The following is a 12,579-nucleotide window of genomic DNA, read 5'->3' as shown; positions in this document are numbered from 1 at the left end:
GGCCCAGACGGGGCGCTCCCCGGTCACAGTAGGCTTCGGCGCGAGAGCCGGAGCCCCGACCATGGGGACACACCTGCCGAGGAGCGCCCCGCATGAGCCTGACCCTGAGGACCATCAGTCGAGAGCAGCATCTGGCATACATCCAGAGCCTGCCCGCGGCGAGCCACATGCAGGTTCCGGCCTGGGCGGACGTCAAGGCCGAATGGCGTGCGGAGAGCCTGGGCTGGTTCGACCCGAGCGGCCAGCTCGTCGGCGCGGGCCTGGTGCTCTACCGCCAGCTGCCCAAGATCAAGCGCTACCTCGCGTACCTGCCCGAGGGCCCGGTCATCAACTGGTACGCGCCGAACCTGGAGGACTGGCTGCAGCCGATGCTCAGCCACCTCAAGCAGCAGGGTGCCTTCTCCGTGAAGATGGGCCCGCCGGTCGTCATCCGGCGCTGGGACTCCGCGGCGATCAAGTCCGGCATCCAGAACCCGGACGTGAAGCGGCTGCGGGACGTCGAGGCGACGCACATCGAGCCGCGCGCCTTCGAGGTGGCCGACCGGCTGCGCCGCATGGGCTGGCAGCAGGGCGAGGACGGCGGCGCCGGCTTCGGCGACGTACAGCCCCGCTACGTCTTCCAGGTGCCGCTGGCCGACCGTTCGCTGGAAGAGGTCCACAAGGGCTTCAACCAGCTGTGGCGCCGCAACATCAAGAAGGCCGAGAAGGCCGGCGTCGAGGTCGTCCAGGGCGGCTACGACGACCTCGCCGAGTGGCAGCGGCTCTACGAGATCACCGCGGAGCGCGACCGGTTCCGTCCGCGGCCGCTCAGTTACTTCCAGCGCATGTGGACGGCCCTCAATTCCGAGGACCCCAACCGCATGCGGCTCTACTTCGCCCGCCACGACGGCGTGAACCTCTCGGCGGCGACGATGCTCGTCGTCGGCGGGCACGTCTGGTACTCCTACGGCGCCTCGGACAACATCGGCCGTGAGGTCCGTCCCTCGAACGCGATGCAGTGGCGGATGCTGCAGGACTCCTACGCGCTCGGGGCCTCGGTCTACGACCTCCGCGGCATCAGCGACTCGCTGGACGAGAACGACCACCTCTTCGGCCTGATCCAGTTCAAGGTGGGCACGGGCGGGCAGGCAGCTGAGTACCTCGGTGAGTGGGACTTCCCACTCAACAAGCTGCTGCACAAGGCGCTCGACATCTACATGTCGCGTCGCTGACCGCGTCACCGCTCCACCGCACCGTCCGTACTCCTGACACACCCCAGCCACGAGAAAGGTTCCGGGCCCGGCCATGGCGCTCACCCTCTACGTCGACACCGCGCGCTGGCGGGCGCATCAGCAGAGCGTTCTCCAGCAGTTCCCCGGGCTGGTCCCGGTCTGCAAAGGCAACGGTTACGGCTTCGGCCACGAGCGCCTCGCCGAAGAGGCAACCCGCATGGGTGCCGACATCCTCGCGGTCGGGACGACCTACGAGGCGGCCCGCATCAAGGACTTCTTCAGCGGTGATCTGCTCGTCCTGACGCCGTTCCGGCACGGCGAGGAGCCGGTGCCGCTGCCGGACCGGGCGATCCGTTCGGTCTCCTCGGTGGAGGGCGTGGGCGGCCTGGTCGGCGCCCGGGTCGTCATCGAGGTCATGAGCAGCATGAAGCGCCACGGCGTCAAGCCGGAGGACCTGCCGAAGCTGGCCGCCGCCATCGAGGACGTACGGCTCGAAGGCTTCGCGATGCATCTGCCGCTCGACCGCGCCGACGGCTCCGACGCCGTCGACGAGGTCATCGGCTGGATGGACCAACTGCGCAACGCCCGTCTCCCGCTGCACACCATGTTCGTCAGCCACCTCAAGGCCAACGAACTCGCCCGTCTGCAGCAGCAGTTCCCGCAGACCCGCTTCCGGGCGCGGATCGGTACGCGGCTGTGGCTCGGCGACCACGAGGCCACCGAGTACCGCGGTTCGGTGCTCGACGTGACCCGGGTCGCCAAGGGCGAGCGCTTCGGCTACCGCCAGCAGAAGGCGGCCTCCGACGGCTACCTCGTGGTGGTGGCCGGCGGTACCTCGCACGGCGTGGGCCTGGAGTCGCCCAAGGCGCTGCACGGTGTGATGCCGCGTGCCAAGGGCGTGGCCCGGGCCGGCCTGGCGACCGTCAACCGCAATCTCGCGCCGTACGTCTGGGCCGGGAAGCAGCGCTGGTTCGCCGAGCCCCCGCACATGCAGGTGTCGATCCTGTTCGTGCCGGGAGACGCGCCGCAGCCGCAGGTCGGCGAGGAGCTGGTGGCCCATCTGCGGCACACCACCACCCAGTTCGACCGCCTCGTGGACCGCTGAGCCGCCCCCGGTCGAGCTCCGCACAGCACACGGGCCCGGTGCCGCAGATCTCCTCTGCGGCACCGGGCCCGTTGCGTACGCCGTGCCTGCCGGCTCACTCCCGTACGGCGCCCCAGCGCACCGGCGGCACCTTCTCGAAGTGCACCGCGTGCCGGGGCGGGTGGTAGGCGCGTCCGAGCACGAAGACATCGGGACTGCGGTCCAGGACCCCGCCCGAGGGGTCGTCGTCGCCGTCCCTGCGGACCACGTCGCGCTCGGGCATCAGGATGTCGCGCACGACCACGGCGCACAGGTACAGGGTGCCCAACAGGTGGAGTGCGATGGCCAGTTGGTAGCCCTCCGTCGGCAGGCCCTGGTGCTTGTCCCCGTTGCCGGTGTAGGCGAGGTACATCCAGATGCCGAGGAAGTACATGACCTCGCAGGTCTGCCAGACCAGGAAGTCCCGCCAGCGCGGCCGGGCCAGCACGGCGAGCGGGGTGAGCCACAGGACGTACTGCGGCGAGTAGACCTTGTTGGTGAGGATGAACAGCGCGACGACGAGGAAGGCGAGCTGGGCGAACCGCGGGCGGCGCGGAGCGTAGAGGGTGAGCAGCCCGATCGCGCCGCAGCCGAGGATCATCAGCAGCGTGGCGTAGGTGTTGGCGTTCTCCAGGGGATCCCCGGTGCGCTGCGAGATCAGCAGCCAGACCGACCCGAAGTCGATGGGCCGTTCCTGGCTGAAGGTGTAGAACTTCGCCCAGCCCTCCCGGATGTGGAACCCCGTCGCATCGTGCGTGATCATCACCGGCAGGTTCACCACCAGCCAGGACACCACCGCTCCGGCCACTGCCTTCCCGTACGCGCGCCAGGCGCCGGCGCGCCAGCACAGCACCAGCAGCGGACCGAGCAACAGCACCGGGTACAGCTTCGCCGCGGTCGCCAGCCCGATCAGGACACCCGCCGCCAGCGGCCGGCTGCGTGACCACATGAGCATCCCGGCGGCGGTCAGGGCGACCGCCAGCAGGTCCCAGTTGATGGTGGCGGTGAGGGCGGCGGCAGGCGCCAGGGCGACGAGGAGGCCGTCCCAGGGGCGCCGCCGGTGGGTCCGGGTGACGCACACCGCGATGACGGCCGCGCAGATCATCAGCATGCCGGCGTTGACCAGCCAATAGATCTGTTCACGGGACTGGAGGTCCCCGCCGTGCGGCGTCAGCCAGGAGGCCACCTCCATGAAGACGCCGGTCAGGACGGGGTATTCGAGGTACTCCATGTCGCCGGGCAGCCGGTCGAAGTACGGGATCAGCCCGTCGGCGAAGCCCCGGCCCGCGTACAGGTGCGGGATGTCGGAGTAGCAGGCGTGGGTGTACTGGCTCGTCGCGCCGAAGAACCAGCCACCGTTGTAGCAGGGCAGCTTCTGCACCATGCCGAGCGCGAACATCCCGATGGCGACGAGCGCGATGATCCGCACCGGCGTCAGCCAGTGCGTGCCGAGCAGGGCGCGTCGGCCGATCGGCCCACCGACGAGCTCACTGCCGGCCGCCGCCACCTCGTCCCGCTTCGTCGGCCGTACCGGCTCGTCCTGTCGCGCGCTCGTCATGGCCCCATCCTGCCGTACGGCCCCGCGCAGAACGTGGCGAAGCCCCCGCCCGGTCAAGCCGGACAGGGGCTTCGTAGCGCCGTGTTTCACGTGAAACAGGCCAACGTTTCACGTGAAACGGTCGACGGTCCTAGCCGGTGGGGCCACCGAAGATGCCTCCACCGCCGTTCGCGTCCGTCGGGTTGGGCGTCGGACTCGTGCCGCCGGTGCCGCCGCCCGGTCCGCCGCCCGGTCCGCCGTTCCCACCGCCGTTGCCGTTGCCTCCGGTGTTGCCCGTCCCACCGGTGTTCCGGCAGTTGACGTCCCACGGGGAACAGGTGTCGGTCGGGTTCGGGCTCGGAGAGTTCGTCGGGGACGGGGAATCGCTGGGAGAGCTCGACGGCGTCTGCGACGGAGTGTCCGACGGCGTGGGCGTCGGCGTCGGAGACGGCATTCCGGCCTCGTCCCCCTTCTGCCCGATGGGGAGAGCCGCCGGGAACTGCTCCGCGCTCACGCCGTTCATGGCCTGCAGCATGTACTCGGTCCACACCTCGGTGGGCAGCGCACCACCGTGGATCGAGTCGAAGCCACCGACACCGTTCATGGACAGCTGACGCGGATTCTGGGCGTCCTCACGGAACATCGTGATGGCCGTCGAGAGCTGCTTGGTGTAGCCGACGAACCAGGCCGACTTGTTCTCGTCGGTGGTGCCGGTCTTGCCCGCCGCCGGCATACCCAGCCGCCGGGCTTCCTTCGCCGTGCCGTTCTGGATGACGTTCTGCAGCACCTTGGTCACGTTGTTGGCGATGTTGGAGTCCATCGCCGTCTCCTGCTTCGGCTTCTCGAAGCCCGGCAGGTCTATGCCCTCGGACGTCACCTTGGTCACCGAGTACGGCTCGACCTTCGTCCCCGACTCGGCGAACGTCGCATAGGCATCGGCCATGCGGATCGCGCTCGGGGTGGAGGTGCCCAGCGCGAAGGACGGGTTGAGGTTCTTGTCGAAGCTGCCCTCCGAGATACCGGCGGCCTCCGCCATGTCCCGGACCTTGTCCATGCCGACGTCCATGCCCAGCTGGACGTACGGCGTGTTCACGGACTGCTCCATCGCCTTGTACAGGCTGATGTAGCCCCAGCGGTGGTTGCTCTCGTTCTCCTGGTAGAAGGGCGAGTTGTCCCGCTTCAGTACGTAGTTCCCCTCGGCGTCCTTCACCTTGAGGTGAGGGTTGCCGTTGTAGCGGCTGTCCGGCGACAGGCCCTGGGGACGCGTCTGAGGCGTGCCGTACTTCATCGCCGCGGCGAGCACGAACGGCTTCCAGGTCGAGCCGACCGGCACACCGAAGGTGTCGGCGTTGTTGCTGAAGTGACCCTTGTCGTAGCCCTCACCGCCGTACAGCGCGACGATCTTGCCGTCGCCCGGCACCACGGAAGCGCCACCGAACTGCACGTATTTGTCCTTCGCGCGCTTCTTGGGGTCGATGTACCGCTTGTCGACCTTCTTGACCGCGTCGGTGAGCTCCTTGGTCTTCTTCTCGTCGAAGGTCGTCCGGATCGTGTAGCCGCCCTTGTCGAACCGGGCCTCCGAGATCTTCGCGTGCTTCAGCACGTACTTCTTCGCGGTGTCCATCAAGTAGCCGATCTGGCCGCTCTTGCTGGCCACCGGCTTGGGCGGCTTGGGCATCGGGAACTTGGTGTACTTGGCCCGCTGCGCCTTCGACAGGAGGTTGTTGGCGACCTCGCGGTCCAGGATCCAGGACCACCGCGCCTTGGCCCGCTTGGTGTTCTCCGCCTTCGTGGCCCCGGGGCCGGTGCCGCCCGCCGGGTCGTACAGGTTCGCGCCCTTCAGCACGGTGGCGAGGAAGGCGCCCTCGTCCGGCGTCAGCTTCTTCGCGTCCTTGCCGTAGTACGCCTGCGCCGCCGCCTGGATGCCGTAGGCACCACGACCGTAGTAGCTGGTGTTGAGGTAGCCCTGGAGGATCTCGTTCTTGGACTTGGACCAGCCGACCTTGATCGCGATGAACAGCTCCTTGAACTTGCGGTCAAGGGTCTGCTCCTGGCTCAGCATCGCGTTCTTCACGTACTGCTGCGTGATGGTCGAGCCACCCTGGGTCTCGCCGCCCCGGGCCATGTTCAGCACGGCGCGGGCGATACCCATCGGGTCCACACCCGAGTCCGTGCGGAAGGAAGCGTTCTCCGCGGAGATCGCTGCATCCTGCATGGACTTCGGGATTTCGTTTATGTTGACGTTCTGCCGGTTCGTCTCACCGTCGCGCGCCATGATCTTGCCGTTGGCCCAGAGGTAGACGTTGTTCTGCGACTTGGCGGCATCGCTCTCGTTGGGCACGTTCACCAGCGCCAGCGCCACACCGGAGACGCCCACGATCAGACCGGCGAACCCGATGCACAGGCTGGCGACCTGCTTCCAGGACGGTACGAAGCGCCGCCAGCCGACACGGTTGGCCCGCGGGTAATCGATCAGACGACGCTTGGCGGGCTTCCCACTGCCTCTTCCGCGCCCGCGGCCGCCCTCCGGGCCACCGCCGCCGCGGCCGCCACCGCCGCGGCCTCCGCCACCCCGGCCGCCGGCGCCGCCCCCGGCACCCATCGCCGCAGCGTCGGACGTCCGGCGTCGGCCACCACGCTGAGCGGCTCTACGGGCTTCCGCGCGCCCGCCCGGCCGGAAATCCTGCCCGGACGGATCGGAATCGGAATAAGAGGTGTGATCGGCGGCGGAGCCATGCGAAGGCGCAGCACGACGCCCCGATGGCTGCTGTGCGGCGCGTCGGGCCGCGGCACGTCCGCCACTCTGCGGTTGTGGCGGTTTGCGACGGTGCTCGCTCATGGAACGGATACTCCTCGGGCAGGCGCGCTATCTCGTCGCCTGAAGGCGGCAGTTGTCTTCAGGTCCCCCCGATGCGCGGACCACGCCGGAGGCGTGGGCCGCACTACACCGAGGACGGGGACGCCAGATATCGGCCCACGGTTCCCGGCAGTCTGCATGCCGCACAGACTACGCACGGCCAAAACCTGCCCAGCGTTGAAATTCACTCCAAATCAGTCAGCTTGGCTCGTACGAATCGGTGATGTGACGCCGTTCACCGTCACCCCGCTTGTTCCGCCCAGGTGGCCGTTCTATCGTCTGGATGTATCGAATCGATACATCAGCACGGCATAAAGAACGCACCGGCCCAGGGAGGCGAAGGATGAGCAGACGCTCCGGCATCCTCGAATTCGCCGTCCTGGGTCTGCTCCGCGAGTCCCCGATGCACGGCTACGAGCTGCGAAAACGGCTCAACACCTCGCTCGGGGTCTTCCGTGCGTTCAGCTATGGCACCCTCTATCCGTGCCTCAAGGCGCTGGTCGCGAACGGCTGGCTCATCGAGGAGACGGACAGCGCCCCGGAGGGCGCTTCCGCCGCGGCTCTGACGGGGCGCCGGGCCAAGATCGTCTACCGATTGACCGCAGCGGGCAAAGAACACTTCGAGGAACTGCTCGCTCACTCCGGGCCGGATGCGTGGGAGGACGAGCACTTCGGCGTCCGCTTCGCGTTCTTCGGTCAGACGTCGCGGGACGTACGGATGCGCGTGCTGGAGGGCCGCCGCAGCCGGCTGGAGGAGCGCCTGGAGAAGATGCGTACCTCGTTGGCCAGGTCCCGCGAGCGGCTGGACGACTACACCCTCGAGCTGCAACGCCACGGCATGGAGTCCGTGGAGCGTGAGGTCCGTTGGTTGAACGAGCTCATCGAGAGCGAACGCGCCGGGCGCGATCAGCGCGCACCGGGTCCCGCAGCGCAGCACAAGAACCAGTCAGGAGATACGGGCGGCCTGCCCCGGCACCGGGGTGGTTCCCGGCCGGATCCGTCCGATGACACCACCACATGAGGTTCTGCCGCGCAGAGCCTCATCGAGAACACAGGGAGCAACCGGAATGGGTTCGGTTCGCGTAGCCATCGTCGGCGTGGGCAACTGCGCCGCCTCGCTGGTACAGGGCGTCGAGTACTACAAGGACGCCGACCCGAAGAGCCGCGTGCCCGGCCTCATGCACGTGCAGTTCGGCGACTACCACGTGCGTGACGTCGAGTTCGTCGCCGCCTTCGACGTCGACGCCAAGAAGGTCGGCCTCGACCTGGCGGACGCCATCGGCGCCAGCGAGAACAACACCATCAAGATCTGCGACGTGCCGCACGCCGGCGTCCAGGTCCAGCGCGGCCACACCCTCGACGGGCTGGGCAAGTACTACCGCCAGACCATCGAGGAGTCCGCCGAGGCCCCGGTCGACATCGTCCAGGTCCTCAAGGACACCAAGGCCGACGTCCTGGTCTGCTACCTCCCTGTCGGCTCCGAGGACGCCGCGAAGTACTACGCCCAGTGCGCCATCGACGCCAAGGTGGGCTTCGTCAACGCCCTCCCGGTCTTCATCGCCGGCACCAAGGAGTGGGCGGACAAGTTCACCGAGGCCGGTGTCCCGATCGTCGGCGACGACATCAAGTCGCAGGTGGGCGCCACGATCACGCACCGCGTGATGGCCAAGCTCTTCGAGGACCGGGGCGTCATCCTGGACCGCACGATGCAGCTGAACGTCGGCGGCAACATGGACTTCAAGAACATGCTCGAGCGTGAGCGCCTGGAGTCCAAGAAGATCTCCAAGACGCAGGCCGTCACCTCCCAGATCCGCGACCGCGAGCTGGGCGAGGACAACGTCCACATCGGTCCCTCGGACTTCGTGGCCTGGCTGGACGACCGCAAGTGGGCGTACGTCCGCCTTGAGGGCCGCGCCTTCGGCGACGTCCCGCTGAACCTCGAGTACAAGCTCGAGGTCTGGGACTCCCCGAACTCCGCGGGCGTCATCATCGACGCGCTGCGCGCCGCGAAGATCGCCAAGGACCGGGGCATCGGTGGCCCGATCCTCTCCGCCTCCTCGTACTTCATGAAGTCGCCGCCGGTGCAGTACTTCGACGACGAGGCCCGGGAGAACGTCGAGAAGTTCATCAACGGCGAGGTCGAGCGCTGAGGCGCCCGTCCCCACCTCCCTTCGCAGGCCCCCGGGTATTCCACCCGGGGGCCTGCGGGCTGTGTGAGGCTGTTCCTCATGCATGCTGTGCGCGATCTCCGCGTATTACTCCGGCTACGCGACTTCCGGTCGCTGCTTGCGGCACGGCTTCTGTCCCAGGCGGCTGACGGCGTCTTCCAGGTCGCGCTCGCCGCCTTCGTCGTCTTCTCACCCGAGAAACAGACCTCGCCCGCGGCCATCGCCTCCGCCATGGCGATCCTGCTGCTGCCGTACTCGCTCCTCGGCCCGTTCACCGGTGTGCTGCTCGACCGCTGGCGGCGTCGGCAGGTCCTGCTGTACGGCAACCTGCTGCGGTCGCTGCTGGCCCTGGTGACCGCGACGCTGATCGTGGGGAAGGTGGCCGACTGGCTCTTCTACGCCTCGGCCCTCGCGGTGACCGCGGTGAACCGCTTCGTACTGGCCGGTCTCTCCGCGGCCCTCCCGCGAGTCGTCGACGGCGGACCGCGGCTGGTCATGGCCAACTCCCTCGCCCCGACGGCCGGAACGCTCGCCGCCACGGCCGGCGGCGGGCTCGCGTTCGCCGTCCGGCTGGCCGGCCCGCACGTGGACACGTTCGTCGTGCTGCTCGCCGCGGCCCTGTACTTCTGCTCGGCGCTCACCGCGCTGCGGATGACACCTCAGCTGCTCGGGCCGGACCCGGCGGGTCTCCAACCGCAGCTGCGCGAAGCCCTGTTGAGCACCGTGCGGGGTCTCGTCGAAGGGCTGCGCCACCTTGCCGAGCGGCGTACTCCGGCCCGTGCGCTGACCGCGATGACCGTGATCCGGTTCTGCTACGGCGCGCTGACGGTCTCGGTGCTGATGCTCTGCCGGTACTCCTGGGCGGACACCGAAGCCGAGGGCCTGGCCCTGCTCGGGATCACCGTCCTGGTGTCCGGCGCGGGCTTCTTCATGGCCGCCGTGGTCACGCCGTGGGCGGTCGCGCGGTTCACCGCCTTCGGCTGGATCGCGTGCTGTGCCGCCCTGGGCGCGGTACTGGTCCCGGCCCTCGGCCTGTTCTTCGAGCCGGGACCGATGCTGGCCGCGGCCTTCGTCCTCGGTCTCGGCACCCAGGGGACCAAGATCTCCACGGACACGGTGGTCCAGTCGTCGGTCGACGACGCCTTCCGCGGCCGCATCTTCGCCCTCTACGACGTGCTGTTCAACGTGGCCTTCGTGGGCGCCGCCGCGGTCGCCGCCCTCATGCTGCCGCCCGACGGACGCTCAACCGCTCTGCTCCTCACGGTGACCGTGCTCTACGCGGCGGTCGCCGCCGCATTGGTCCGGTTCAGACGGAGTTAGGTACGGCCCCCTCGCGGCCCGGGTGATCCGGCTCTCGACGCGTCACCCGGACCGGATACCTTACGGGCGTCCAACACGAGCCTGTACACAACAAAATCGGGGGAGTTCCATGAGCATGCCGCCGCCCGGCGCCGGTCCATACGGTCAGCCACCCTACGGACAGCAGCCTTACGGTCAGCAGCCCTACGGTCAGGGCCCGTACCCACCGGGGCCGCCTGCACCCCAGGCCCCTTACGGCCAGCCTCAGGGTGGCTACGCCTATCCCCAGCAGCCGCAGGCCCCATACGGTCAGCCGCAGCAGGGCTACCCCGCGCCGGCGCAGCAGCCGTACATGCAGAGCGGACCTCCCGGGCCCCCGCCGCGGCCCGCGAAGAACCGTTCGCCGAAGACGATTCTGAAGGCCATCGGCGTCGTCTTCGTCCTGGGAACCTTCGCGTTCTTCTGGCTCACCAGCCTGAACGACGCCGGCAACGCCGAGGCCGGTGACTGCGTGAAGAAGTCCAGCAGCGCGCTCGACGACGGTCTCGAAGTGGTCGACTGCAGCGGCGGGGGTGCCCAGTACAAGGTGTCCAAGGTGCACGACGGCACCTCGGACCCGTCCGTGTGCTCCGCCGGAGAGGACGCCTACGTCAAGACCGTGCACCGTCGCAGGCGGGCCGACACCGCCATGGTGCTCTGCCTGACGCCCGTGAAGTAACGCGGCCACGCGCCCACCCGAAGACGGCAGGGGCGGTGTTTCACGTGAAACCCCGCCCCTGCCGTCTTCTGTGCCATGTTTCACGTGAAACATGACGGCCTCTCGACCGCCCGTTTCACGTGAAACATCAGCCCTGCGTCGCCCACCACTCCTTCAGAGCCGCGACCGCCGCTTCCCGCTCCATGGGGCCGTGCTCCAGCCGGAGCTCCAGCATCTGCTTGTACGCCTTGCCGACCTCGGGCCCCGGGCGGATACCCAGGATCTCCATGATGTCGTTGCCGTCCAGGTCGGGACGGATGGCATCCAGCTCTTCCTGGTCCTGCAGCCGCGCGATGCGCTCTTCCAGCCCGTCATAGGCGCGCGACAGGGCAGCGGCTTTGCGCTTGTTGCGGGTGGTGCAGTCGGAACGGGTCAGCTTGTGCAGCCGCTCCAGCTGCGGGCCGGCGTCACGCACGTAACGGCGGACCGCGGAGTCCGTCCACTCGCCGGTTCCATAACCGTGGAAGCGCAGATGCAGCTCCACCAGCAGCGAGACGTCCTTGATCATGTCGTTCGAGTACTTCAGGGCGGCCATACGCTTCTTGACCATCTTTGCCCCGACCACCTCGTGATGGTGGAACGAGACCCGGCCGTCCTTCTCGAAGCGGCGCGTCCTGGGCTTGCCGATGTCGTGCAGCAGGGCCGCGAGCCGCAGCACCAGATCGGGCCCGTCCTCTTCGAGATCCATCGCCTGCTCCAGGACGGTCAGCGAGTGCTCGTAGACATCCTTGTGCCGGTGATGCTCATCACTCTCCAGCCGCAGGGCCGGCAGCTCGGGCAGGACCCGGTCGGCCAGGCCGGAGTCGACCAGCAGCCGCAGGCCCTTGCGCGGGTAGGGCGCGACGATCAGCTTGTTCAGCTCGTCCCGTACGCGCTCCGCGGAGACGATCTCGATGCGGTCCGACATCGCCTTCATCGCGGCGACCACGTCGGCGGCGACCTCGAAGTCCAGCTGAGCGGCGAAACGGGCCGCACGCATCATCCGCAGCGGATCGTCCGAGAACGACTCCTCCGGCGTCCCCGGCGTCCGCAGCACCCGCCCGGCCAGGTCCTCCAGTCCACCGTGCGGATCGACGAACTCCTTCTCCGGCAGCAGCACCGCCATGGCGTTCACCGTGAAGTCCCGGCGGACGAGGTCGTCCTCGATGGAGTCGCCGTAGGACACCTCAGGCTTGCGCGAGGTGCGGTCGTACGCCTCGGAACGGTAGGTCGTGACCTCGATGTCGAACGAGTCCTTCTTGCAACCGACCGTGCCGAAGGCGATGCCGACCTCCCAGACCGCGTCCGCCCACGGCCGGACAATCTTCAGGACGTCCTCGGGGCGGGCGTCCGTGGTGAAGTCCAGGTCATTGCCGAGCCGGCCGAGCAGCGCATCCCGCACCGAGCCGCCGACCAGGGCAAGCGTGAACCCGGCCTCCTGGAATCGGCGGGCCAGATCATCCGCGACGGGGGATACCCGCAGCAGTTCGCTCACGGCGCGCCGCTGCACATGGTTCAGCGCGTTCGTCGACTGCGGCGTCCGCTCGGCGTGCGGGGTGGGGAGGTCATTGTTGGCGTTCGGCACAACAGAACAGGGTACGTGGCCGCGCAGCACGAGGCGTCACGTAATAAAGGGGACAGGACGGTC

The 12,579-nt window shown here is 68.4% G+C and carries 9 protein-coding genes; 6 read left to right on the top strand and 3 right to left on the bottom strand.

Going from position 1 to position 12,579, the window contains the following annotated elements:
• Positions 1-92 precede the first annotated feature (92 nt).
• Both OO62_RS10395 and OO62_RS10390 read left to right on the top strand, forming a co-directional pair.
• Positions 93-1,211: a lipid II:glycine glycyltransferase FemX gene (locus tag OO62_RS10395; protein ID WP_033267019.1), complete on the top strand. Its 1,119-nt coding sequence runs from the start codon at positions 93-95 to the stop codon at positions 1,209-1,211.
• A 73-nt stretch (positions 1,212-1,284) separates the two neighbouring features.
• The gene (locus OO62_RS10390; RefSeq protein ID WP_033267018.1) at positions 1,285-2,316 is read left to right on the top strand and encodes an alanine racemase; all 1,032 of its coding nucleotides are present in this window, start codon (positions 1,285-1,287) and stop codon (positions 2,314-2,316) included.
• A gap of 94 nt (positions 2,317-2,410) precedes the next feature.
• Here the strand turns inward: OO62_RS10390 and OO62_RS10385 are convergent, their stop codons facing one another.
• Positions 2,411-3,892, bottom strand: a complete 1,482-nt coding sequence (locus OO62_RS10385) for a glycosyltransferase family 87 protein (RefSeq protein WP_033267017.1) — start codon at positions 3,890-3,892, stop codon at positions 2,411-2,413.
• A 130-nt stretch (positions 3,893-4,022) separates the two neighbouring features.
• Entirely contained in the window at positions 4,023-6,710 is a 2,688-nt protein-coding gene (locus OO62_RS10380) for a transglycosylase domain-containing protein (protein WP_051732963.1), read from the bottom strand.
• Between the two features lie 361 nt (positions 6,711-7,071).
• Between OO62_RS10380 and OO62_RS10375 the strand changes: the two genes are divergently transcribed.
• The 4 genes from OO62_RS10375 to OO62_RS10360 all read left to right on the top strand — a co-directional run bounded on the left by OO62_RS10375 (position 7,072) and on the right by OO62_RS10360 (position 10,913).
• Complete coding sequence (locus tag OO62_RS10375) at positions 7,072-7,749, top strand: PadR family transcriptional regulator (protein ID WP_033267016.1); 678 nt, start codon at positions 7,072-7,074, stop codon at positions 7,747-7,749.
• 46 nt (positions 7,750-7,795) lie between these two features.
• Positions 7,796-8,878 (top strand): inositol-3-phosphate synthase, encoded by a 1,083-nt coding sequence (locus OO62_RS10370; RefSeq protein WP_033267015.1) that lies wholly within the window; start codon positions 7,796-7,798, stop codon positions 8,876-8,878.
• Positions 8,879-8,956: 78 nt separating this feature from the next.
• Positions 8,957-10,216 (top strand): MFS transporter, encoded by a 1,260-nt coding sequence (locus tag OO62_RS10365; RefSeq protein WP_033267014.1) that lies wholly within the window; start codon positions 8,957-8,959, stop codon positions 10,214-10,216.
• 331 nt (positions 10,217-10,547) lie between these two features.
• Complete coding sequence (locus OO62_RS10360) at positions 10,548-10,913, top strand: LppU/SCO3897 family protein (protein WP_169748607.1); 366 nt, start codon at positions 10,548-10,550, stop codon at positions 10,911-10,913.
• A 127-nt stretch (positions 10,914-11,040) separates the two neighbouring features.
• On the opposite strand, the gene OO62_RS10355 is transcribed toward OO62_RS10360, so the two are convergent.
• Entirely contained in the window at positions 11,041-12,516 is a 1,476-nt protein-coding gene (locus OO62_RS10355; protein ID WP_033267013.1) for a CCA tRNA nucleotidyltransferase, read from the bottom strand.
• Positions 12,517-12,579: the final 63 nt, after the last annotated feature.

It is taken from the genome of Streptomyces lydicus, assembly GCF_000717345.1.
Classification (GTDB): domain Bacteria; phylum Actinomycetota; class Actinomycetes; order Streptomycetales; family Streptomycetaceae; genus Streptomyces; species Streptomyces lydicus.
The sequence above is the reverse complement of the archived record's forward strand: the minus strand, read 5'-3'. Positions and strand labels throughout refer to the sequence as shown.

What these genes read in the sequence shown, in the direction of transcription:
- OO62_RS10380 (WP_051732963.1), bottom strand. Translation starts at nt 6,710, where the DNA reads ATGAGCGAGCACCGTCGCAAACCGCCACAACCGCAGAGTGGCGGACGT.
- OO62_RS10390 (WP_033267018.1), top strand. Translation starts at nt 1,285, where the DNA reads ATGGCGCTCACCCTCTACGTCGACACCGCGCGCTGGCGGGCGCATCAG.
- OO62_RS10385 (WP_033267017.1), bottom strand. Translation starts at nt 3,892, where the DNA reads ATGACGAGCGCGCGACAGGACGAGCCGGTACGGCCGACGAAGCGGGAC.
- OO62_RS10365 (WP_033267014.1), top strand. Translation starts at nt 8,957, where the DNA reads ATGCATGCTGTGCGCGATCTCCGCGTATTACTCCGGCTACGCGACTTC.
- OO62_RS10360 (WP_169748607.1), top strand. Translation starts at nt 10,548, where the DNA reads ATGCAGAGCGGACCTCCCGGGCCCCCGCCGCGGCCCGCGAAGAACCGT.
- OO62_RS10370 (WP_033267015.1), top strand. Translation starts at nt 7,796, where the DNA reads ATGGGTTCGGTTCGCGTAGCCATCGTCGGCGTGGGCAACTGCGCCGCC.
- OO62_RS10375 (WP_033267016.1), top strand. Translation starts at nt 7,072, where the DNA reads ATGAGCAGACGCTCCGGCATCCTCGAATTCGCCGTCCTGGGTCTGCTC.
- OO62_RS10395 (WP_033267019.1), top strand. Translation starts at nt 93, where the DNA reads ATGAGCCTGACCCTGAGGACCATCAGTCGAGAGCAGCATCTGGCATAC.